The sequence below is a fragment of the Marinobacter flavimaris genome, assembly GCF_002933295.1.
Classification (GTDB): domain Bacteria; phylum Pseudomonadota; class Gammaproteobacteria; order Pseudomonadales; family Oleiphilaceae; genus Marinobacter; species Marinobacter flavimaris.
The window spans coordinates 45,754-68,297 of record NZ_PSSW01000012.1 but is presented as its reverse complement, the minus strand read 5'-3'; the positions used below and the strand labels follow the sequence as shown (position 1 = coordinate 68,297).

General features: G+C 59.6%; 23 protein-coding genes. 8 read left to right on the top strand and 15 right to left on the bottom strand.

All coding sequences use genetic code 11. The features are described 5' to 3' along the window. Positions 1-71: 71 nt before the first annotated feature. From rodA to MDHKLMBL_RS18285, 6 genes are all read right to left on the bottom strand, one after another. The gene (rodA, locus tag MDHKLMBL_RS18310; protein WP_008176427.1) at positions 72-1,214 is read right to left on the bottom strand and encodes a rod shape-determining protein RodA; all 1,143 of its coding nucleotides are present in this window, start codon (positions 1,212-1,214) and stop codon (positions 72-74) included. Further along, positions 1,214-3,103, bottom strand: a complete 1,890-nt coding sequence (gene mrdA, locus MDHKLMBL_RS18305) for a penicillin-binding protein 2 (protein ID WP_014576128.1) — start codon at positions 3,101-3,103, stop codon at positions 1,214-1,216. Before mrdA ends, rodA begins: the two co-directional genes overlap by 1 nt. A 9-nt stretch (positions 3,104-3,112) precedes the next feature. Next, positions 3,113-3,583 (bottom strand): 23S rRNA (pseudouridine(1915)-N(3))-methyltransferase RlmH, encoded by a 471-nt coding sequence (gene rlmH, locus MDHKLMBL_RS18300; RefSeq protein ID WP_008176432.1) that lies wholly within the window; start codon positions 3,581-3,583, stop codon positions 3,113-3,115. Positions 3,584-3,585: 2 nt separating this feature from the next. Further along, the gene (rsfS, locus tag MDHKLMBL_RS18295; protein WP_008176434.1) at positions 3,586-3,936 is read right to left on the bottom strand and encodes a ribosome silencing factor; all 351 of its coding nucleotides are present in this window, start codon (positions 3,934-3,936) and stop codon (positions 3,586-3,588) included. A gap of 70 nt (positions 3,937-4,006) precedes the next feature. Continuing rightward, a complete protein-coding gene (nadD, locus tag MDHKLMBL_RS18290) occupies positions 4,007-4,657 on the bottom strand; it encodes a nicotinate-nucleotide adenylyltransferase (RefSeq protein ID WP_014576127.1) in 651 nt (216 codons plus the stop codon). A gap of 5 nt (positions 4,658-4,662) precedes the next feature. After that, on the bottom strand, positions 4,663-5,919 hold the full coding sequence (locus MDHKLMBL_RS18285) for a glutamate-5-semialdehyde dehydrogenase (protein WP_104271838.1): 1,257 nt from the start codon (positions 5,917-5,919) through the stop codon (positions 4,663-4,665). Between the two features lie 173 nt (positions 5,920-6,092). Between MDHKLMBL_RS18285 and MDHKLMBL_RS18280 the strand changes: the two genes are divergently transcribed. From MDHKLMBL_RS18280 to MDHKLMBL_RS18270, 3 genes are read left to right on the top strand one after another with little or no spacing between them, the layout of a single operon-like run. Further along, positions 6,093-7,109, top strand: a complete 1,017-nt coding sequence (locus MDHKLMBL_RS18280; protein ID WP_014576126.1) for a GGDEF domain-containing protein — start codon at positions 6,093-6,095, stop codon at positions 7,107-7,109. Further along, positions 7,106-8,104, top strand: coding sequence for a GGDEF domain-containing protein (locus tag MDHKLMBL_RS18275; RefSeq protein ID WP_008176443.1), 999 nt, complete (start codon positions 7,106-7,108; stop codon positions 8,102-8,104). The genes MDHKLMBL_RS18280 and MDHKLMBL_RS18275 overlap by 4 nt, the downstream gene beginning before the upstream one ends. Then, positions 8,101-9,558, top strand: a complete 1,458-nt coding sequence (locus MDHKLMBL_RS18270; RefSeq protein ID WP_104271835.1) for a bifunctional DedA family/phosphatase PAP2 family protein — start codon at positions 8,101-8,103, stop codon at positions 9,556-9,558. Before MDHKLMBL_RS18275 ends, MDHKLMBL_RS18270 begins: the two co-directional genes overlap by 4 nt. Here MDHKLMBL_RS18270 and MDHKLMBL_RS18265 read toward each other — a convergent pair. Beyond that, a complete protein-coding gene (locus MDHKLMBL_RS18265; protein WP_039882136.1) occupies positions 9,555-10,133 on the bottom strand; it encodes an LON peptidase substrate-binding domain-containing protein in 579 nt (192 codons plus the stop codon). The genes MDHKLMBL_RS18270 and MDHKLMBL_RS18265 overlap by 4 nt on opposite strands. 52 nt (positions 10,134-10,185) lie before the next feature. Beyond that, positions 10,186-11,442: an HDOD domain-containing protein gene (locus MDHKLMBL_RS18260; protein WP_008176449.1), complete on the bottom strand. Its 1,257-nt coding sequence runs from the start codon at positions 11,440-11,442 to the stop codon at positions 10,186-10,188. A 160-nt stretch (positions 11,443-11,602) separates the two neighbouring features. Here MDHKLMBL_RS18260 and ilvD point away from each other — a divergent pair, with 160 nt between their 5' ends. Beyond that, positions 11,603-13,438, top strand: a complete 1,836-nt coding sequence (ilvD, locus tag MDHKLMBL_RS18255; RefSeq protein WP_008176452.1) for a dihydroxy-acid dehydratase — start codon at positions 11,603-11,605, stop codon at positions 13,436-13,438. 73 nt (positions 13,439-13,511) lie between these two features. Here the strand turns inward: ilvD and MDHKLMBL_RS18250 are convergent, their stop codons facing one another. Together MDHKLMBL_RS18250 and MDHKLMBL_RS18245 are read right to left on the bottom strand one after the other, a co-directional pair. Beyond that, positions 13,512-13,931, bottom strand: a complete 420-nt coding sequence (locus MDHKLMBL_RS18250; protein ID WP_008176454.1) for a peptidoglycan-binding domain-containing protein — start codon at positions 13,929-13,931, stop codon at positions 13,512-13,514. A gap of 122 nt (positions 13,932-14,053) precedes the next feature. Next, on the bottom strand, positions 14,054-15,169 hold the full coding sequence (locus tag MDHKLMBL_RS18245) for an AI-2E family transporter (RefSeq protein WP_008176456.1): 1,116 nt from the start codon (positions 15,167-15,169) through the stop codon (positions 14,054-14,056). Positions 15,170-15,296: 127 nt separating this feature from the next. On the opposite strand from MDHKLMBL_RS18245, the gene MDHKLMBL_RS18240 reads away from it, so the two are divergent. The 3 genes from MDHKLMBL_RS18240 (at position 15,297) to MDHKLMBL_RS18230 (ending at position 17,018) form a co-directional block, all read left to right on the top strand. After that, positions 15,297-15,647, top strand: a complete 351-nt coding sequence (locus MDHKLMBL_RS18240; RefSeq protein WP_008176458.1) for a hypothetical protein — start codon at positions 15,297-15,299, stop codon at positions 15,645-15,647. A 75-nt stretch (positions 15,648-15,722) separates the two neighbouring features. Further along, positions 15,723-15,971, top strand: a complete 249-nt coding sequence (locus MDHKLMBL_RS18235; RefSeq protein WP_104271832.1) for a hypothetical protein — start codon at positions 15,723-15,725, stop codon at positions 15,969-15,971. Positions 15,972-16,118: 147 nt separating this feature from the next. Continuing rightward, positions 16,119-17,018, top strand: coding sequence for a haloalkane dehalogenase (locus tag MDHKLMBL_RS18230; protein WP_008176462.1), 900 nt, complete (start codon positions 16,119-16,121; stop codon positions 17,016-17,018). A 13-nt stretch (positions 17,019-17,031) separates the two neighbouring features. Here MDHKLMBL_RS18230 and MDHKLMBL_RS18225 read toward each other — a convergent pair whose 3' ends face one another. Then, positions 17,032-17,820, bottom strand: a complete 789-nt coding sequence (locus MDHKLMBL_RS18225) for an acyl-CoA thioesterase (RefSeq protein WP_104271829.1) — start codon at positions 17,818-17,820, stop codon at positions 17,032-17,034. 198 nt (positions 17,821-18,018) lie between these two features. On the opposite strand from MDHKLMBL_RS18225, the gene MDHKLMBL_RS18220 reads away from it, so the two are divergent. Then, positions 18,019-19,539, top strand: coding sequence for a DEAD/DEAH box helicase (locus tag MDHKLMBL_RS18220; RefSeq protein ID WP_104271826.1), 1,521 nt, complete (start codon positions 18,019-18,021; stop codon positions 19,537-19,539). On the opposite strand, the gene MDHKLMBL_RS18215 is transcribed toward MDHKLMBL_RS18220, so the two are convergent. From MDHKLMBL_RS18215 to MDHKLMBL_RS18200, 4 genes are read right to left on the bottom strand one after another with little or no spacing between them, the layout of a single operon-like run. Then, on the bottom strand, positions 19,536-20,045 hold the full coding sequence (locus MDHKLMBL_RS18215; RefSeq protein WP_092030345.1) for a dihydrofolate reductase: 510 nt from the start codon (positions 20,043-20,045) through the stop codon (positions 19,536-19,538). The genes MDHKLMBL_RS18220 and MDHKLMBL_RS18215 overlap by 4 nt on opposite strands. Positions 20,046-20,068: 23 nt before the next feature. Next, positions 20,069-20,908, bottom strand: a complete 840-nt coding sequence (locus MDHKLMBL_RS18210; protein WP_092030347.1) for a thymidylate synthase — start codon at positions 20,906-20,908, stop codon at positions 20,069-20,071. Beyond that, entirely contained in the window at positions 20,905-21,693 is a 789-nt protein-coding gene (gene lgt, locus MDHKLMBL_RS18205; RefSeq protein WP_008176473.1) for a prolipoprotein diacylglyceryl transferase, read from the bottom strand. The genes MDHKLMBL_RS18210 and lgt overlap by 4 nt, the downstream gene beginning before the upstream one ends. A 10-nt stretch (positions 21,694-21,703) precedes the next feature. Continuing rightward, positions 21,704-22,501: a sulfite exporter TauE/SafE family protein gene (locus tag MDHKLMBL_RS18200; RefSeq protein WP_041646103.1), complete on the bottom strand. Its 798-nt coding sequence runs from the start codon at positions 22,499-22,501 to the stop codon at positions 21,704-21,706. Between the last annotated feature and the right edge of the window lie 43 nt (positions 22,502-22,544).

The window sequence follows — 22,544 nt, the reverse complement described above, 5'->3', positions numbered from 1 at the left end:
TCCAGCCTTCATTGTAACGGGTTCTCCGACGGAATCACCATTACCCTGTGGCCATGGTTTGATTGACCGAATCAGGCGCCAATCATTCGCCGATGGGTATGAATCGACATCAAAACACCAAAGGCTGCCATCAGGGTGACCCCCGATGTCCCACCGTAGCTGATCAGGGGCAATGGCACACCAACGATTGGCAAAAGTCCACTTACCATCCCGACATTTACGAAGATGTAGATGAAGAACGTCATGGTGAGCGCACCCGCGAGAAGGCGGCTGAATGAATCCTGGGCCGTCGCGGCAATATACAGACACCGCAGTATGATCAGGAAATACACCGTCATCAGGATCAGCATGCCCACGAACCCGAACTCTTCAGCCAGCACTGCGACGATGAAGTCGGTATGGCTCTCTGGCAGAAACTCCAGGTGCGACTGGGTTCCCTGAAGCCAGCCCTTGCCATCCACGCCACCGGAACCGATGGCGGTCTTGGACTGGATGATGTTCCAGCCGGCGCCAAGGGGGTCACTCTGAGGGTCCAGAAGCGTCAGCACACGCTGTTTCTGGTATTCCCTCATGACGAAGAACCACATCAGCGGGGCCGAAACGGACACCATGGCAACGAACGCCGTGATCAGTTTCCAGCTGATGCCCGCAAAAAACACCACGAAGATACCGGCCATGCCGACCAGCAGCGAGGTCCCCAGGTCCGGCTGCTGCATGATCATGACCATGGGCACCAGAACGATCGCCAGCCCGACGGTCACATGCCGGAATCTGGGCGGCAGGAAATGCCTGGACAGATACCAGGCCGCCATCATGGGAACCACCAGCTTCATCAATTCCGATGGCTGGAAACGCGGTAGTCCCGGAATCGCCAGCCATCGTTGCGCACCCTTGGCACCAACGCCCACCAGCAGAACCGCAATCAGAGCCACAATACCGGCGCCGTAGAGCCACGGCGCCCAACGGCGAAACACCGAGGGATCCAGCTGGGCAAATACCAGCATCACGACAAACGCCACGCCCAGCCGGATGCCCTGGGCCTTGACGACCTCAAGGTTCCGGTCGGCACCGCTGTAGAGTACGAACAGCCCGCCGGAAACCAGCAGGAGTAACAGCAGCAACAGGATTGGATCCAGATGCAGCGCTGTCCAGATGCTCCGGTGCCGGCCAAGAGGGTTGCTTGCGGTTGAATCCAGTAACGCCTTGAACGCCATCAGTCAGCCACCTCGCCGACACCACTGACCAATGCGCTATCCCCCTGGCCATAATCCAGCAACCAGGAGTCAAACAGCGCCCGCGCGACCGGTGCCGCGGTGCCACTGCCGCTGCCGCCGTTCTCGACAATAACGGCGACGGCAATTTTCGGGTTATCTACCGGCGCAAAACCCACGAAAAGCGCATGATCCCGAAGCCGCTCGCGGATTTCTTCCTCATCGTATTCTTCATCCTCGGCCAGACTGAAGACCTGGGCAGTTCCTGTCTTGCCTGCCATCTTGTAGGGGGCACCACGGCCAGCACCCCGGGCAGTGCCCTTCGCTCCGTGCATGACTTCAACCATGGTTTCCACCACATACTCCCAGTCGTCCGGGTTCTTCAACTTGAGCGGCTCGTGGGTTTCGGCGGGTAGGAACTCCTCGACCGGGCGATCCCCCTTGATATCTTTCAGTAACCTCGGCTCGACCCACTCGCCTCGATTGGCGATTAGGGCGGTCGCTGTCGCCAGTTGCAACGGTGTTGCCAACATGAAGCCCTGGCCGATACCCAGGTTCACGGAATCTCCCGGATACCAGGGTTCATTGCGCACTGCCCTTTTCCAGTCTCTGGAAGGAAGCAAGCCGCTCAGGGCCCCGGAGACATCAAGCGTCGCGTCTTCCCCGAAGCCAAAATGAGACAGGTAGCTGTGCATGGTATCCACGCCCATTTCGACCGCCGCCTCGTAGAAGTAGACGTCACAGGATTCGGCCACAGCGTCCTTGAGATCAACCCAGCCGTGCCCCGTCCGCTTCCAGTCGCGCCAGACCCGGCCACCCTGATTCAGTCGGAAATGCCCCGGATCCCAGATGGTGTAATCCCGGGTGGTCGCGCCACTGTCGAGGGCGGCGACCGCAAGCATGGGCTTGAGGGTTGAGCCTGGCGGGTACTGACCGCGCAAGGCACGATTAAACAGGGGCTTGTCTTTGCTGTCGCTCAATTCCCGATAATCGTTGACGCTGATACCGGTGACGAATTTGTTGGCATCAAACCCCGGCACGCTGGCCAGCGCGAGAATGCCGCCGGTATCCGGTTCTATGGCAATGATGGCGCCCCGACGACCATCAAGAAGCTCGTGGGCACGCTGTTGCAGCCTGAGATCCAGATGCAGCTGCAGATCCTCCCCGGGAACCGGGTTCTCACGTTCCAGAACCCTGAGAGTCCGGCCACGGGCATTGGTTTCTACATGCTGGTAGCCGACCTGGCCGTGGAGGATTTCCTCGTAGAACCGCTCAATGCCCGACTTGCCGATGTAGTTGGTGCCTGCGTAGTTGACCGGATCGATCCTCTGCAACTCATCCCGATTGATACGCCCGACAAATCCCAGGGCATGGGCCGTCAGCTCACTGTGGGGGTAATACCGTACCAGCTCAGCCTTGACCTCGACGCCCGGTAGCTCGTGGCGATGCACGGCGAGGCGTGCCATCTCCTGCTCATTCAGGTCATAGCGAAGGGGGATTTCCTGGAAGGGTCGGCGGGGCTCCTGAAGCCGACGCTGAAACCGTTCGCGGTCTTCCTCAGAGATCTCCAGGATCGCGTCAAGCTGCGCCAGGGTATCGTCCATGCCCTGTACCCGCTCGGGCACAAGCGTCACACTGAAAACGGGGCGGTTCTCCGCCAGCAGGGTGTTATTGCGGTCGTATACCAGCCCCCGGGGAGGAGGCACGGACTGGACCTGGACGCGATTCTTGTCTGAGAGCGTGGTGTATATCTCATGTTCCACGACCTGAAGCTGGTACATCCGGGCAATCAGGCCACCGATAGCGAGCATGACAAGCACCAGCATGACCAGGCTCCGCCGCTGGAACAGCCGGCGTTCCGCTGCCGTATCCTTGAACTCACCCCATGGCATAACGTCCCCCTAGGCCCGGTGATACGGGTGATTGCGGGTGATCGACCAGGCCCGGTAGAGCTGCTCTGCCAGAACAATACGCACCAGGGGATGAGGCAGGGTCAGGGGCGACAGCGACCATTGCTGGTCGGCCCGTTTGCGGCAATCGTCGGCGAGGCCATCCGGGCCGCCCACCAGAAAGCTGACGTCCCGGCCATCCTGTTGCCAGTTCTCCAGCTGCGCCGCAAGCTTTTCGGTCGACCACGGCCGCCCACCAACCTCCAGCGCGATGACCCGGTCTTTCGCGCCGGTGGCCGCCAGAATGGCGTCACTTTCTCGCTGCATCAGCCTGGGGATATCGGGATTCTTGCCCCGATGGGCGACGGGGATTTCAACCAGTTCCACGGGTAGCTCCGGCGGCATGCGGCGGGCGTAATCTCCGAATCCGGTACTGACCCAGTCGGGCATTTTCTGCCCCACACAGATCAGGCGTAACCGCATGATTATTCGCTGCCCGCAACACCAAGATCCGGAGCATCACGCCAGAAGCGCTCCAGATCGTAAAATTCTCGTGTGGCAGGCATCATAACGTGAACAACCACATCGCCCAGATCCACGAGAATCCAGTCGCTGACGCCGGCACCTTCAACATTGCTCGCGCGCACGCCCTTCTCCTTCGCTTCGACCACGACGGAGTCTGCCAGGGATTTTACATGTCGGTTGGACGTTCCGGATGCCAGAACCATGAAGTCGGTGACACTGGTGCGGTCACGGACATCGATTACGCTGATGTCCTGTGCTTTCACATCTTCAAGCGCATTAATTACCAGATCTTTCAGTTGCTCTGCCTGCATAATCACCCTGTTGGACGGGCGTTTGCCGGTATGGCCGCCCGAAATGTCATATTCAGACGCGATTGTAGCACTAAAAGTTCCCGTCAGGGCATGCTCCATAGAGCCCCTGGCGGCGAATTTCTGTCCAGACCGAGTCAGGCACCAGATAGCGTGGCGAACGGCCGTCACCGATACGCTCCCGAATACCGGTCGCGGAAACATCCAGCAAGGGTGGATCCAGCTCGAGAACGCAGCCGCAGGGGCTGTCATGCAGGGCCTCCGGGCTTTCCACACCACGCTCTGCCAGTAATCGGGCCGGTTCGGAGGATGGGTCCAATGCCGGGCCCGGCCGACGGACCACAACCACATGCGCCAGACCCGGAATCTGCTGCCATTCCCGCCAGCGATCGAAGCCAGCAAATGCGTCCGTGCCAACCACCATCACCAGGGGTTCATCCGGGCCAAGCTCGGCCCGGAGTTGGCGAAGGGTATCGGCGGTGTAGGACGCTCCTTCCCGTGAGAGCTCACGGTCGTCAATCCGCAACTGGGGCTCACCGGCCACTGCCAGCCTCAACAACTCCAGGCGCTGACTGGAAGACGCCCCGGTTTGCCCCCGGTGCGGCGGAATATGACAGGGCACCAGGCTGACGTAATCCACGCCAAGACGATCGCTGATTTCCAGCGCAAGCCTGAGATGGCCATGATGCACCGGGTCGAAGGTCCCCCCATAAATGACATGCATGGGCATCAGGTCCGGATGTGCCCGTCACCGAAGACCACGTATTTCTGGGATGTGAGGCCTTCCAGCCCCACCGGTCCCCGGGCGTGGATCTTGTCAGTGGAGATGCCGATTTCGGCCCCCAGACCATACTCGAACCCATCGGCGAAGCGCGTGGAGGCATTGACCATCACCGAACTGGAATCCACCTCCGTGATGAAGCGCCGTGCCCGCGTGTAGTTCTCAGTAATGATGCTGTCGGTATGCTGGGAGCTGTAGCGGTTGATATGGGCAATGGCGCCTTCCAGGCCGTCAACCACACGCACTGCCAGGACCGGAGCCAGATATTCGGCTTCCCAGTCTGCCTCGGTAGCTTCTACCACGCCTTCGACGATGGCCCGTGTCCGCTCGCAGCCCCGCAATTCCACGCCTTTTTCAACAAAAGCCTGGGCCAGCAGAGGCAGGATATCCTCGGCGATTTCTGCATCCACCAACAGGGTTTCCATGGTGTTGCAGGTTCCGTACCGGTGGGTTTTGGCGTTGATCGCCACCTTCAGCGCCTTTTCCGGATCGGCATGGCTATCGATGTAGACATGGCAGACGCCATCAAGGTGCTTGATGACAGGCACCCGGGCATCGCGGCTGATGCGCTCGATCAGACCCTTGCCGCCCCTGGGCACAATCACATCAACGTAGCCCGGCATGGTGATCAACTCTCCGACCGCAGCGCGGTCCGTTGTCTTGATCACCTGCACCGCATTCTCGGGCAGTCCCGCTTTCGTGAGCCCCACGGAAAGACAGCGGGCAATGGCCTGGTTGGAATGAATGGACTCTGAGCCGCCCCGGAGAATGGTCGCATTGCCCGACTTGAGGCACAGACTCGCAGCCTCGACCGTCACGTTGGGACGGGACTCGTAAATAATACCGATGACGCCTAACGGAACACGCATCTTGCCCACCTGGATACCGGAGGGCCGGTAGTTCATGTCGGTGATGGCACCGATCGGGTCTGGCAGGGAGGCCACCTGGCGCAGGCCCTCAATCATGGTATCGATTCGCTGGGGTGTCAGCTCCAGCCGGTCAAGCATCGCCGCATCCAGGCCATTTTCCCGGCCCATCTGCAGATCCTTGCCATTGGCGAGGGCCAGCTCTTCCCGGGCTGCATCCAGGGCCTCGGCCGTCGCCAGGAGCGCCTTATTACGCACGGCGGTGGTCGAACGAGCCACTCCGGTTGCCGCTGCACGGGCCTGCTGCCCAACCTCAGCCATGTACGCTGCAATATCCATTCAAATACCTTTCTGTTTTCAAGCGGAATCGGGAATCAGGGCCTAACTTTACCTTTCCCGTTTCAAGTACGCATCCCAAACAGATATTATACCGCTGCGATATGCCATACTCGGACCTATAAAGGTTCCCCGGGGACGGTTTTTCAAGGGAGTTCGGGAAAAGGAAGGACACCATGGCCCAGATGGCCGAAAAATTCCTGTTGAGCAAGTTGTCGCGAGCGGGCTTCGTGGCCCTGATCGCCATTGCGACCCTTTGCGCCGTGCTGGGCGAACCCATGGTTGCCGCAGCCGCGGCTGCCGCGGCAGGTATTGTCATTGCCGGAAAGACGTTCCACCCCAACCGGGTCCACCAGCCCTGGCCGAGAATCCAGCAGGCGTTCTTTGTCGTGCTTCTGCTGATACTGCTGGCCAGTTTCTGGACCGGCCCATGGATCCTGAGCCACTGGCTTTACGCGCTGCCTCTGGTTGCTTTCGCCCTGGTTCCGCCAGCGGCCGCAGCCGTGGTAACACTGATCATCGCTGTACTGGCAATGATCGCGACACAATGGGCGGTGGGCCTTGCCGACCGCCACCAGATGATCAGCGCCTTTCTTCTTACCCTGCTGCTTTCGGCGTTGCTGGTCTTCCTGCGGGATTACAAGACCCGTCAACTCGCGCCGTTGCGCCGTACCGACGAGCTGACCCAGGCAGCCAGCCGGGAATACCTGTCTGCCGACCTGCACAAGGAAATCCAGCGCAGTGAGCGGGAGGGCACCGATATGTCGATTATCATGATCGGGCTGGACACCCATTTGAGCGATGACGAACCGGATGAGGACATCCGCTCGATTCTTCCCCGCATTGGTCGCTACCTGCATTCCCAGATCCGTGATTTCGACACCTACTACCGGGTAGCGGACCTGCAGTTTCTGGTGATCCTGCCGGGCATTTCCACCAGCGACGCAATCGCCCGCGCCGAGACGATCCGCAAGGGCCTGGCAACGCTTCTGGAATCCCACGGCATGAACCTGACCGTCAGCACCGGGATCGCCGGCCTGAATATCGGTGACGATGCCAACAGTCTGCAGCAGAGTGCTGCGAATGCCCTGCGCCGGGCCCAGCAGCAGGGAGGCAACCGAAGCCAGGCCTACAGTTCATGGTCGCAGCCGGCACAACCAAGCCAGCCTCGGGCAGAGGGGCCAGTGGCATGACAGAGACCCGACTGAGAACCTGGACACATGCCTTTGGCTACGGCATCGCCTGCCTGTTCATTTTCACCCTGGCGATGCAGAACCTCCGCTATGGTTTCTACGAACTCTTTTACCTGGCCTCAGGGATGGCGGTTTTGACCCTCGCGGGTGCCGTTTACACCATCATTTGCCGCCGGCACCAGCTGTCGGCCCCCGGGCACCTGGTCATCCTCTCCGGCCTGAACAGTGGCATGCTGGCAGCGCTGCTGACCATGGATGCCCCGGGCATCAGCCACTGGGCCATGCCCCTGCTTGTGCTGAATCTACTTATCCTGCCCCTGCGTCAGGGCGTCGGGCTATCGCTTCTGCTGCTGGTACCCATGTCGATCATCCTGTTCCTCGAAAAGGCACCGGCTGACGCCATTGCCATCACGGGGGGCCTGTTCATCCTTCTGGCGGTTGCAGCCCTGTACATCTGGCACTATGACCACATGGCCCAGTCGGCAGAGGACCTCGCCATTACCGATCCGGTGACTGGCGCCCATAATGCCCGCTTTCTGGATGAAACCCTTCAGAAAGAGATCAGCCGTGCCATCGCCACGGGGCATTGCCTGTCCGTCATCGATCTGAGCATTGATTACGCCGACGAAGTGGCCGACCTTCACGGCAGGGACCAGGTTCAGGGCCTGTTCAGGGATATGACCGAGCACCTCTTCGGCGTGATTCGGGCCGGCGATACCCTGTACACACTGAAAGACTCGGAGTTTTTCCTGATCCTGCCGTTTACCCCGGAAGAAGGCGTGCGAGTGATTGCCGAGCGGATTCGCCGCACCATTGCCGAACACCACTGGCCGGTGGTTGGCAAAGCCACAGTAAGCCTCGGCTGCACCACCCGCGGCAGTGGCGACACCCGTACCGACACACTCAGGGACCGGGCCCACCAGGCCATGGAAGAAGCTCGCAGACGCGGTACGGATTCGGTCTGGTTCAGCCCGGGAGAAACCATCGAAACATGAGCAGTGCCTGGCTGAACGATCTGTCGGCATGGCTCAGCCTGCATCCCGGCTGGCTGGCAACAGCCCTGTTTACGACTGCCTTCATCGAATCACTCGCTATAGCCGGCATTATTGTCCCGGGTGTCGCCATCCTGTTTGCCGTCGCCGTATTGGCGGGGGAGACCGGCATGCCGCTTGCGGAAGCACTGCTTTGGGCGGGCCTTGGGGCCATCGCCGGCGACACGGCAAGTTTTGGCCTGGGGCGACTGCTGCAGGGGCGCCTGACAACCGCCTGGCCACTGAGCCGCTATCCAAAAATCATCGGTACCGGGGAGCGCTTCTTCAAGCGTCACGGCGGCAAGAGTGTGATCATCGGCCGCTTCGTCGGCCCGGTCAGACCGATCATCCCGCTCGTGGCCGGGGCCCTGATGATGTCCTGGCGACGCTTTCTGGCTTTCAACATCGGCTCCGCTGTTGCCTGGGCGCCAGTCTACATCTTCCCGGGGTTTCTGGTGGGCAGTGCCCTGGCCAGTGATATCAGGCCTCCGGCGCATTTTTACGCGGTCATCGGCATCAGCCTCGCGGCCCTGACGGTGGTCTATTTCGTGCTGTTGAGGTTTCAGCTGGGGCTCGGGGAGGACAGCCGTTTCTACCGCTGGCTGAAGCAGTGGATGGCGCAGTACGAGGCTACGAACCGTTTCTGGCGCTTGTACACGAATCAACGGCCGGCCCGGGAGGGCGAATTCCCGCTGGCCTCATTCATGCTGGCGCTGGGTGCCTCCGCACTACTTCTGATCTGGGGGCAGTTGGCTACCGCCACCAGCCTCCTGGATGGGTTCGATCAGGCCACCCTTCTCTGGTTTGAGCAACTCCGGCAACCTCTGCTGGACGGTCCCTTCATTGCCATTACCCTGCTGGGTGACGCGCCGGTGTTAATGACCGCCGGAGTGCTCGCCTGCGCGGCACTGCTATTCCGGGGCTATTACGCCGCGGCCATCCATGTTCTGGCGGCTATCGCAGTGACGGTGGTTCTGGTCTGGGGCCTGAAGGCGCTGCTGGGCGTGCCCCGGCCGGATGAAGTCATGGGCCCGCCGAATTCCAGCGCTTTTCCCAGTGGTCACACGGCGGGCATCACCCTGCTGGTGACGCTGCTGGCAAGTTTCGTCGCCGGCGAAAGCAGGCATCGGAGACGTTGGCAATACTACGTGCTGCTCTCGCTGCCACTGGTGCCCGTGGCTTTGAGCCGGCTCTACCTTGGGGTGCACTGGTTCACCGATGTGATTGGAGGACTGCTGCTTGCCTTGGCCGTTACCGGTGCGGTGCGGGCCAGTTACAGCCGCTATGACAAGGTTCCGTTGGCGCCGGATATCACCATCGTTGGTGCAGCGGTGGTTTGGTTAATCCTTACGGGAGCCTACATCCTGCTGTCCTGGGATCAGGCGGTTCTGAACTTCAGGCCGGTTGCTGGCACCTAGCCTTCTTCCAGCGCTTCCAGGAGCCCCTGTAGCCGGGTGAGCCGCTCCAGAGGGTCCTGCAATTCCACCAGCTTCTGCTTCTCCTGTTTGTCGAGGGGCAGAAGCTCCGTGAGCCGCCAGCCAACATCCCGGGCATCACCATAGTCAATGTCCATGTTCAGGTCCCGGATGACCGGATGACGAAACAACGCCTTCAGAACCGAGGGCAACTCGCTGAAACGCTCCGGCACCTCACTCTCTGCCTCTTCAATCAGGCACTCGACGTCACCCACATTCAGGCCATCTTCCTGCTGCCAGCTGCGGACCACGGAGACCTTGGATTCGCCTTCAACGGTAATCCCCAGAAGGCCGTTTTCCAGCTGCTGGAAATCAATAATACGTACATAGGTGCCGATATCGTAGAAGGCGGCGGTGCGCCCGGCCTCTCCGCCTTCCTGCAACAGCACCACAACGAACCCACGATCCTCCTTGAGACAACGGGTCAGCATGTCGATGTAGCGCGGCTCGAACAGCTGCAAGGGAATCCTCCCCCTGGGCAGGACGATGGAATTCAGGGGGAACAAAGGTACATTCATAAGTGCAACAGTCACCGGAAAGCAGACTCCACAGTTTACACAGCCCGGACAATCACCGGATGGACAGCAATTGCTGAACTTCGTCGACCCGGGCCCTGGCCTCCGTCAGAAGCTGCAAACTGCGAGAAGCATTGAGTTCAAGCTCGCCCAGACGCCGATACGCTGGCACCTGGTCGAACGGGGGAAGCTCGGCATTCTGGCTGGAACCGATCATCGAATGCAATTGCGCCACGATAACCACATCCACCAATTGGGGTGATGTCTCTCGGCATTCATAGCCCCAGTCCTCGGCATGACGGACCGCCTCAACGAACGCCGGCGGGAACGACCAGTTCTCCAGAACCGCCGTACCCACATCCGCCCTGAGTTCGCGGATTGCATGGCTGAGGTTGGCCTCATCGGCAAAGAGATTCACATGATGTTCCGCCTGGACCAGGATCGGTACCACGCCGATATCATGGAGCAGACCCGCCAGCAACGCCTCCTCCGGATTCAGTTTGGTGGCGTGATCCGCCAGGACCCAGCAAAGGGCAGCCACTTCACGAGAGTGACGCCAAAGCTTTTCCATCTCTTTCTGAAGCGACGCCTGACGGGTCTTGAACACCTCACGCATGGAAAACACCGTCACCAGCTGGCGGGTGGTGCGCATGCCCAGACGGACCACTGCTTCCCGGACATTCCGGACATCACTGAATCCGCGATAAAGCGGGCTGTTACAGGCGCGAACGAGCTTGGCCGCCATCGCCGGGTCGGCCGATACGGCAAGGGCCACCTGATCCGCCGTCGACTCCTCGCGATCTACCGCCCGCCGGACCTTCCAGGCCACATCCGGCACACTGGGAAGCTTCACCTGGTTCGATCTCAGCTCCGACAGGAATTCCATCAGCAGGTGATGTTCCTCGCTCTCGAGCCCTCCATTGCCTTCACCTGAATCCATCTCAACCTGTTCGACAGGCGCCGAACGCAGCAACTGGTTAAGGATGTCCTGCTCGACGACCAGGAATTCCGAGGGTTTGACGGCTGTAACGTCGTACATCCGTGGCTGGAGTCTGGCAATCGGGTTTTGAGCTTTCTCTGTTTCGGCTTCGATGATCGTTTTTCGGCCATCCACGGACTCAAGCTCAATCTTTCCTGCCACCAGGAAAAAATCGAGACCGTCACGGACACCACGTTCCAGAACCCTCTGCCCGGGCCCATGGGTACGACGCTCGGCCCGGCTGGCAAGCAAAACCAACTGGTCATCGGTCAGCCGGTTCAAAGGCTGGAACTCTTTAAGGCGACGAAGCGGCAGGCTTTCCTGGCCGGCCATAGGCATACTCCTTGTCGGATCAAACCGGAAAATAAGTTGGCAACTGTGTTAACTATTGTAAACAGAGGCTCTGAAAACAACCATGCGCCTGGAGTCTAATCTGGTATCCTCTGTTTTTTTGATCAACGTCATCAGGTAACAACAGAGAGAAAAGAACCCCATGCCTCAGTATCGTTCGCGGACATCCACCGCAGGCCGCAACATGGCCGGCGCCCGTGCCCTCTGGCGCGCCACCGGCATGAAAGACGGCGACTTCGGCAAACCGATCATCGCGGTTGCCAACTCTTTCACCCAGTTCGTGCCCGGCCACGTGCACCTTAAGGACCTCGGGCAATTGGTGTGCCGCGAAATCGAGTCCGCCGGGGGTGTTGCCAAGGAATTCAACACCATCGCGGTCGATGATGGCATCGCCATGGGCCATGACGGCATGCTGTACTCCCTGCCATCCCGGGAGATCATCGCCGATTCCGTAGAGTACATGGTCAATGCCCACTGTGCCGATGCGCTTGTGTGTATTTCCAACTGCGACAAGATCACCCCGGGCATGCTGATGGCTGCCATGCGCCTCAACATCCCCACGATTTTCGTGTCCGGGGGACCCATGGAAGCAGGCAAGACCAAACTGTCGGAGCACAAGCTCGACCTGGTGGACGCCATGGTCATTGCTGCAGATCCCAATGCCTCCGACGAACAGGTGGAAGAGTATGAGCGCAGCGCCTGTCCGACCTGTGGCTCCTGCTCCGGCATGTTCACAGCCAACTCCATGAACTGCCTCACCGAAGCCATCGGTCTGGCGCTGCCGGGCAACGGTTCGCTCCTGGCAACGCACGCCGACCGGGAGCAGCTGTTCCTCAAAGCCGGCCGACAGATTGTGGAGAATGCGCGGCGCTATTACGAGGAGGATGACGCCAGCGTACTGCCATTGAGCATTGCTTCAATGGCGGCTTTTGAAAACGCCATGGTCATGGACATCGCCATGGGCGGCTCAACGAACACCATCCTCCACTTGCTGGCGGCTGCCCAGGAAGGCGGTGTTCCGTTCACCCTGAACGAGATCGACCAGCTGTCACGTCGTGTTCCGCAACTCTGCAAAGTAGCTCCGAACTCACCCAAATATCACATGGAAGATGTGCACCGGGCCGGCGGTATCATGGGCATTCTCGGCGAGCTGGAACGAGGCGGTCTGATCAATACCGACCTTCCCACCGTGCACAGCAAGACCATGCGAGAAGCGCTCGAGACCTGGGATATCATGAGGTCACCGCCTACCGAAGTGGTCGAATTCTACAAAGCCGGCCCTGCCGGCATTCCCACGCAGACCGCGTTCTCCCAGAGCACCCGCTGGCCAACCCTGGACGGTGACCGGGAAACCGGCTGCATCCGTTCGGTTGAGAACGCCTACAGTTCCGAGGGCGGCCTGGCCGTACTCTATGGCAATATTGCCCTGGACGGCTGCGTGGTCAAGACTGCGGGCGTAGACGAGAGCATCTTCGTGTTCGAAGGCAAGGCAAGGGTATTCGAGAGCCAGGATTCCGCCGTTGCCGGAATTCTCTCTGACGAGGTCAAGCCGGGCGAAGTTGTCATCATTCGCTACGAAGGGCCCCGTGGCGGACCGGGCATGCAGGAAATGCTGTATCCGACCAGCTACCTGAAATCCAAGGGACTCGGCAAAGACTGCGCGCTACTGACGGACGGACGTTTCTCTGGCGGCACTTCCGGCCTGTCCATCGGCCACGCGTCGCCGGAAGCGGCCGCCGGCGGAGCCATTGGCCTGATCGAAAATGGCGACACAATCCGCATCGACATTCCGAACCGGAGCATCAACGTGGAGCTGGATCAGCCCGAACTGGATCGTCGCCGGGAAGCCAGGGACGCCAAGGGCTGGAAACCGGAACTGCCACGGGACCGCAAGGTGTCTGCAGCCCTGAAAGCCTATGCGCTACTGGCCACGAGCGCCGATAAGGGCGCCGTTAGGGATCTCGAAAAGCTCGACTGAGCACTGAGATCCTGAACCAACAAAAAAGCCCGGCGGGACATCTCGCCGGGCTTTTTTGTTCAGGAAACTCCGATTACCAGAGCGACCAGCCGCCATCTTCCTCTTCTTCAATGGCGTCATCCTGCTCAGGCTCCGGGGCCGAGGTTTCTGCCGCGGAAGAAGCCGACTCCTGAGCCGGCGCGCTGCTGGCTGCGGCGGACTGTGACGGTGCCGAAGCGGCAACCTGAACCGATATCATACCCAAGGCTTCCTTGGTCGGATCGTCCAGATTTCCCGTGGCCTGAAGACCATTATCCTGCTGGAACCGGGTTAGCGCGGACCGGGTTGAGTCATCCATCTGCGGGCTGACATTGGTAATGTCGTATCCTGCTCCGTAGAGCGCGTTCTTGAGTGCAACGATCTCATCCGCGAAGGCTGCAGGGGCAAAGCCCAGTGTGACCGCCAATCCGGCCGCTGCGGCCAGGCGTCCCAATCGGGTTGTTGCGTTTCTCATGGTACTCACCTGCTAACTCCTGATATCTCATCGATATCCGTTTCTTTCTTGTTGTGTGGTGCCTATCTCCACAGGCTGGGGCAAACGGTTAAAAGACTACCATACTTTTGTCGCATGTCGCCTTACGGGACATCATGTCCCGTTTTCTTGCTTTGCGCAGGGGTCTCTTCGTCCGCAGAAGCGGCTGGGCGGTGGGCTTCTTCGCTGAATTCGCGGATGAAAATGCCCCAGAACGCCATAAACAGTGCAGCTACCAGCGGTCCCATTACGAATCCGTTGATGCCGAACATGACAATGCCCCCAAGGGTCGACAACAGAACAATGTAGTCCGGCAGTTTGGTATCACGACCAACCAGTACCGGGCGCAGCAGGTTGTCTGCCAACCCGATGACCACCACGCCAAAGGCTGTCAGCACCACCGCTTCGACAACATCGCCCACGGCCGCCAGGTAGATGGCTGCCGGCACCCAGACCAACGCCGCACCCACAGCCGGCAACAGCGATACGATCGCCATAACCACACCCCAGAGCAACGCACCGCTGATGCCCAGGATCCAGAAAATCAGCCCGCCCAGAGCCCCCTGGATGATGGCAATCAGCAGGTTGCCCTTGACGGTCGCGCGGGTCACCTCCGCAAACTTGGCAAACAGCAACCGCTCCCGCTCATCGCCCAGCGGCAGAGCCCGAATCATCAGCTCGACCAGCGCACGGCCATCCCGAAGCAGAAAGAACGCCAGATACACCATCAAGGCCAGGCCCAGAAAAAACTGGAAGGTATTCTGGCCCACGCCCAGCGCCTGCCTGCCCAGGAACTGGCTTCCTCCGACAAAGATACTCACGGCTCGGTCCCTCAGCTCGGCAAAGCTGATATCAAACTGTGCCAGGAAGGCCTGGATGGCGGGGAACGACTGGTTGACCCGATCTATGTATTCCCCGGGGCGTATTTCACCACTCTGGATCTGCTGATAAAGCGCGACGCCCTCGGCAACCAATGAGGTCACCAGTACCAGAACCGGGATAACCACGATGAACATGCAGATACACAGGGTAATCAGTGCATTTACATTGGGCCTGTCCCCGAGTTTCCGCTCCAGCAGTTGCTGCACCGGGTGGAAAATCAGGGCGATGGCGACCGCCCAGAATATGGGCCCGAAAAAGGGCTTCATAAGAAAAACAAAGGCAAGGGAAACGCCGACCAGCAACGCCAGAAAAGTCCGTGTTTCAAGTTTTGCGTACATAGATTATGCGGTTCCCTGATGTTGGTTCTGCGATATAACGAGTCATTCTACCCTACCACGCTGGCGTGGCCACTGTAGCTGTCTTCGGGTTATAGTGGACGGTTGTTGATCAACTAATAGACAGGTCATGTTGTTGGAACTGGAAACCTTCACCATCGAAACAGCCCTGGATGCGGCCACCGAGTTGCGCAAGGTTCTGGCCGCCCGAACGCACCGGCGCAAAGTGATGGGTCAGGAAGTCATGGTGCCGGGTCAGCTAGGCGAGGCCCTGCAGCTACCACGCATTATCAACCGGCTCCAGAGCAAGCAGATGAAGCAGAGGGAGCTCGGCCTCGAGGACTTCCAGGAGCTGTGGCCTACCCTGTCGCCACAGACTCGGGAGAGAGTGCTGGGGGCAATCGGCTGGTATGACCCCAAGGAACTTGACTGGGATGACAAGCGCTCCAACCGTCGGCCACTGGTCGATCCTGACAGTTAAGCCGTATAACACCGGCATCCCGACTTTGAAATGTCATACTTGGCCCATATGTTGGGCAGTATCAGGAGGATATTTATGACTGAACAACATCAATACACAGCACTTCTTGCTGAAGGCAGCGCGGTTCCCACACTCCTTTGTGGCCACTGCCACTCGATTCTCTCCAGGGCCCGGATTTTCCGGAATGAGGGCGACCAGCACCAGAACATGGAGTGCCAGACCATTGGCCTTTGCTCAGCAGACGATTGCGGCGCCGTCAATTGTTGCGATAACGCTCTGGCCCGCGTTGACAACCCCGAACGCCTGTTTGGCATTGCGTCCTGATTCAAAGCCACAACGCTCTGTTACGCAACTCAAACACACAAAATTTCCATCTGCTTTATCCTGATCTTCGACGATTGTAGTAGGGCACTATTAGCACCGGATGCCGCCCGGCAATCACGCAACCAATCAGTCAGGACAGTCGATGGCATGCGTATTCTGAGAACCGATGAAGCCCGCTTCGCAGGTCTTCCGGATTACCCCTTTGCTCCAAACCATCTTGACGTAGAACCGGGTCTCCGGATGCACTACGTTGACGAAGGCCCTAGAAACGCCTCGCCGGTTCTCATGCTCCACGGCGAACCATCCTGGTCCTACCTGTACCGGCACATGATCCCTCTGGTGGCCGAGGCCGGTCACCGGGTGTTGGCCCCGGATCTGATCGGCTTCGGCAAATCCGACAAGCCGGCGTCGGTTACAGACTACAGTTACGGCCGCCATCTCACGTGGCTGGCCAGTTGGCTTGAACAGCTCAACCTGACCAATATCACCCTTGTGTGCCAGAACTGGGGATCGTTGCTGGGCCTGCGACTGGCCGCGGAACACCGTCAGCGATTCAGCCGAATCATCGTCGGAAACGGCATGCTTCCGACCGGCGAAACGCCTGTTCCAGCGGTATTTTCCATGTGGAAGGCATTTGCCACCCATAGCCCCTGGTTCCCGGTCGGTCGTATCGTGCAACTGGGCACCGATCGCACCCTGAGCAAAGCTGAAATTGCCGCTTACGAAGCCCCATTCCCGTCAGCAGAGTTCAAGGCCGGAGCCAGGGCGTTTCCAAAACTGGTTCCGACGGAACCGGATACACCGGACAGCGACGCCAACAAGGCGGCCTGGCAGGTCCTGGAGAAGTGGAAGAAGCCCTTCATCACCTGCTTCAGCAGTGGCGACCCGATTACCCGGGGCGGCGACAGGCACATGCAGCGCCGGATTCCCGGTGCCCACGGACAACCTCATATCACACTCAGAGGCGGGCACTTTCTCCAGGAAGATTCACCGGAAGATTTCGCCCGTATCATCATCGATGCTCTGAAATCGGAAATGGCGGCCTGAGCCGCCATTTCCGTCAACCGAAGACCGTTACCGTCTGGCGACTCAGCGCCACGAGCTCGCCTCTGGCGGTCCAGATTCCGGCCTGGGTGTGACCATAACCGGCACCCGCCTGATCAATGGAAACCTTGTACAGGAGCCAGTCACCCGGCTCCATAACCGGCCTCGGATGTACAATATCCAGCGCCCAGCTCAGGGAACTGGTCCTCACCCGCTGTTTTACATAGGGCAGAACCGCCGGTGGCCAGGCGTCCACCAGAGCAATAATGTGGGCATCAGAGAACGTTTCCGGCGGTGTCCGGAACTGCACCCAGCCGCCGAGCTCCCGACCCCCCTTGCCGCTGAACGGCAGGTTACCGAAGGCCCAGCGCATCTCAATCTGCCGAATGAATTCCGGGGTAACACCCTCGATGTAGTCCAGCCCCGGGCACTGGCTGACCGGGTTTGCCTCGGGCGCTGGCAGGGCATCCACCTGCACCTGCGAGTCCCGGTCTCCGCCAAAGCTGGCTAGGCAGACCAGCCGGGGTTCACCCTTCTGGACAATGCGGCCCTGTACCTGACTGACCGCTTTTCCCTCACGCAGAATCTCGGCCTCGAAACTGGCGGGGACTTCCGGCTCCACCGGCCCCACGAATGATACTTGCAATGACCTCATCGCACGGCCCTCGGCGACAAGCTTTTCCATGCGCTCAAACATCAACGCTGCCGTGAGACCGCCAAAGGTGGCTCTGCACTGGGACCAGCTCTCGGGCATGGCCAGCTCCTCACTGCCACGGGCCGCCCGCAATAATTCGTCAAAGGTCATTTCGAGTTCCTGTTAGCAACCTATCGGGAAAGCTACGAAGAGTGCCCAAGATCGGATGGCAACGCAATGGCCTGTCCCCGGCAACTACCTATAGCCTCGCCGGGGTTTTGCGTATTAAAGCAGCAACAAAGCCGCTATAATGTCGGCACAACATGCATTGCCCGGCAATGCTCTACCTCCCGAATTCCGAGTGAATCAATGTCTGAATTGTCCTTTGCCGAACTGGGGCTGGATCCAGCCGTACTTGAAGCTGTGTCCGCCGTTGGCTACGAAACCCCGTCACCCATCCAGGCCCAGGCGATCCCCGCGCTGCTGGCCGGTAACCATCTGCTGGGCGTTGCCCAGACCGGAACCGGTAAGACCGCGGCATTTGCATTGCCCCTGCTGAGCCGGATTGACGCTTCTGTTACCGATCCCCAGATTCTGGTTCTGGCCCCAACACGGGAACTTGCCATCCAGGTGGCGGAAGCGTTTACCACCTATGCCAGCAAGTTCCGGAATTTCCACGTTCTGCCCATTTACGGTGGCCAGGACTTTTATCCCCAGATCAAGGGCCTGCGTCGCGGTGCCCAGGTGATCGTGGGCACACCGGGCCGGATGCTCGACCACCTGCGCAAAGGTACCCTGAAGCTGGACAGCCTGAAAGCGCTGGTTCTTGATGAAGCCGACGAAATGCTGCGCATGGGCTTTATCGACGACGTGGAAGCGATCCTGGCGAAGACCCCGGAGAACTGCCAACGGGCATTGTTCTCGGCCACCATGCCGCCGCAGATCAAGAAAGTGGCCCAGACCTACCTGCGCAACGCCACAGAAGTTCGCATTGAAAGCGAAACCCGCACGGTCGAGCGTATCTCCCAGTTCGTTCTGCCGGTCTATGCTGAGCGCAAGCTGGATGCCCTGACCCGCATTCTGGAAGTTGAGCCGATTGATGCCGCCATAATTTTTGTGCGCACCAAAGCGGAAACCACCATGCTGGCCGAAAAGCTTTCTGCCCGGGGCCACGCGGTCGCGCCCCTGAGCGGTGACCTGAACCAACGCCAGCGTGAACAAACGGTTGAAGACCTGAAGCGCGGGAAGAAAGACATTATCATTGCCACAGACGTGGCAGCGCGCGGTCTGGACGTTTCCCGTATCACACACGTCATCAACTACGACGTTCCCTACGACACTGAAGCGTACATCCATCGGGTCGGTCGTACTGGTCGTGCCGGTCGCGAAGGGAAGGCGATCCTGCTGGTAACACCCCGCGAGCGCAGTTGGCTGCGAACGCTTGAACGCGCAACAAACTCGCCGATGGAAGCTTACGAGTTGCCGTCTCCCGTTGAGCTCAAGAAAATGAGGGAGCAGCAGTTCGAGTCCCAACTGCTGGGCTTTGCGGAAGACAAGAAGTTGGCAAAGACGATGTCGCTGCTGGACGAAATCGCCGAGCGCAATGACATGGACATGGCCATGGTAGCCGGCGCCCTCGCCTGCTGGATGGAAGCAGCCCAGCCAGGCTCCCTGCCCCTCGAGCAACCAGAGGCCTTGCCAACCGTGTCGGCAACACCTCCCCGCCGTGATCGTAAAGGTGGCGGCGGTCGTCCGGGCGAGAATCGCAAGGGCCCGAAAGGCGGTTTCAAGAAAGGTGGCCCGAAGGGTCGTGGCGGCCCCGGTGGTCGAGGCAAACCGCCCGGCAAGGGCGGCAAGCCCGCAGGCAAGCGCCCGCCTCGTCAGGCTTAAGCCTGACGCTGATAGACCACGAAACTGTAGTCGTAAGGGTTGTTATCGGACGCGGAGAAATCCTCCCGTCCGATTTCTTCCCACTCATCCCAGTTTACTTCCGGAAAAAACGCATCGCCGTCCACCTCAGCGTGCACCTGGGTGACGTACATCCGATCAACCATCGGCAATGCCTCGGCGTAGATCTGCCCGCCACCGATAATCATCACTTCGTCACCACCTTCCAGCTCCGCCTGCGCCTCGGCCTTCACCAGCGCTTCGGGCAAAGACTTCGCGGCCACTGTTCCGGTTGGTGCTTCCCACTCTTCATTGCGCGAGATCACCACGTTCATCCGTCCCGGCAATGGCCGCCCAATGGAGTCCCAGGTCTTCCTGCCCATGATAATGGGCTTGCCCATGGTAGCCTGCTTGAAATAACGAAGGTCACCCGGAAGATACCAGGGCAGTTTGTTGTTACGGCCAATAACCCGGTTACGGGACATGGCAACGATCAGGGCTTTTCTCATGTACTCGTCTCTTCGGGGTTCGGTCAAATGGCAATCGGCGCCTTGATGCCCGGATAGGGGTCATAACCCTCAAACTCGAAATCTTCCAGCTCGTATTCGAAGATGCTCGCGGGCTTGCGCTTGATCACGAGTTTAGGCAGGGCCCGGGGCTCGCGTTTCAGCTGCTCGAAGACGATGTCGTCGGTCAGGTGGTTCTGGTACAGATGGCAGTCGCCGAAGGTATGCACAAACTCACCGACATCCAGATCACACTGCTGGGCAATCATGTGCGTCAGCAAGGCGTACGAGGCAATATTAAAAGGTACGCCCAGGAACAGATCGGCGCTTCGCTGGTAAAGCTGGCAGGAGAGCTTGCCGTCGGCCACGTAGAACTGGAAAAGGCAGTGACAGGGTGCCAGCGCCATGCGACCCTCGCGAACGTTATCCTGGGGACCGATGGACTCATCCGGAAGCTCAGCGGGGTTCCAGGCGGACACGATCAGCCGGCGGGAATTCGGTTTGGTGCGAATCTGCTCGATCACTTCGCTGATCTGGTCAACCACCTCGCCATTGGGGCACTGCCAGCTTCGCCACTGTTTGCCATAGATAGGCCCAAGGTCACCATTCTCCAATGCCCACTCGTTCCAGATCGAGACCTTCCGTTCCTGCAGCCAGGAGTTGTCGGTGGAGCCCCGCAGGAACCAGAGCAGTTCGTAAATGATGCTGCGCAGGTGGACTTTCTTGGTAGTGACCAGCGGAAAGCCCTCCTGGAGGTTGAAGCGAATCTGACGGCCAAACACCGACCGGGTGCCGACACCGGTGCGGTCTCCCTTGTCGAATCCGTTATCAACAACGTCTTGCATAAGGTCGAGATAGGCTTTCATCGGGCTTGTCTCCGGTAGGCAATAAACATCAGGGCGGCGCCGGCAACGATCATCGGGAAGGACAGTACCTGCCCCATGGTAAGCCAGTCAAAGGCAAGATAGCCCAGCTGCGGATCCGGCTGACGCACGAATTCCACCAGGAAGCGGAACACGCCGTAGCAAATGAGGAACAGACCGGAAACCGCCATGGTCGGGCGCTGCCGGGATGAGAACCACCACAGGATCACGAACAGGGCAACGCCTTCCAGGGCAAACTGGTAAAGCTGGGAGGGATGACGGGCGAGAGAATCCGGAGCCGTTCGAAACACCATACCCCAGGCAACGTCAGTGGGCTTGCCCCACAACTCGCCGTTAATAAAGTTGCCGATCCGCCCTGCGCCGAGTCCAAGGGGCACCAGCGGCGCCACGAAGTCGGCCAGGCGCCAGAATCCGCTGCCCACCTTGCGGCCATACCACCACATGGCAAACATCACGCCCAGCAAACCGCCGTGGAAAGACATGCCCCCTTCCCAGACCCGCAGCAGCCAGAGCGGGTCCGCCAGGAAGGCGTCAAAGTTGTAGAACAGGACATAGCCGAAGCGGCCGCCCAGGATGACCCCCAGGGCCAGGTAAAACAGAAGGTCGCCCATCTGCTCTTCGTTGATAGGCGACCAGGGCTTGCGGGTGCGAATGCGTCCAAGCCACCAGCCGGCTAGAAAACCGAACAGATAAGTCAGACCGTACCAGTGGATCTTGAGGGGGCCGATGGCAATGGCCACCGGATCAATCTGGGGATGCTGCAGCATCAACTACCTCTCAGCTCAGGAGAAAACGGAGACCCACCAGCAGGAGCATGATGGAGAACGTACGCTTGAGAATCTGCGGGTTCAGCCGATGGGCCAGATTGGCGCCAACCCGGGCAAAGAAAACGCTGGTGAGAATGATACCTATGAGCGCAGGCAGATAAATGAAGCCGGCGCTCAGTTCCGGCACTGCGGGATGATGCCACCCGGTCCAGATGTTACCCAGCGCACCGGACACGGCGATGGGCAGGCCACAGGCGGCAGATGTACCGACCGCCTGCTGCATCCGCACGTTACACCAGCTCAGGTAAGGCACCGTAAGGGTTCCCCCGCCGATTCCGAAAATCGCCGACCCCCAGCCAATAAAACCACCGGCGACGCCGAGGCCTGCCACCCCGGGAACGTCGCGACCCGGCTTGGGGTCAACCTGGAAAAACATTTTCAGCCCTACCAGAATGACAAAAATGCCGATGACCAGTTCGAGCGCGCGCCCGCTCATCAGGGATGCCGTCCAGGCACCAACCAGGGCGCCGCCAATAATCCCGACCGTCATGGGCCGGAACAGATCCCAACGCACGGCGCCGTGCTTGTTATGGGAGCGAATGGAGCTGACCGAGGTGAACACGATGGTCGCGAGCGAGGTGCCTACAGCCAGATGGGGAATAATATCCGGATCGATTCCCTGCAGACCAAAGGTGAACATCAACACGGGCACGATGATCAGCCCGCCACCAATGCCGAACAGCCCCGCCACGGTGCCTGCCAGGGCACCGAGGGCCAGATAAGAAGCTATTACGTAAAACAGAGTCATTGTTTGAGCCGCACCCGGGAAACCAAGGCTGGTATGATACACA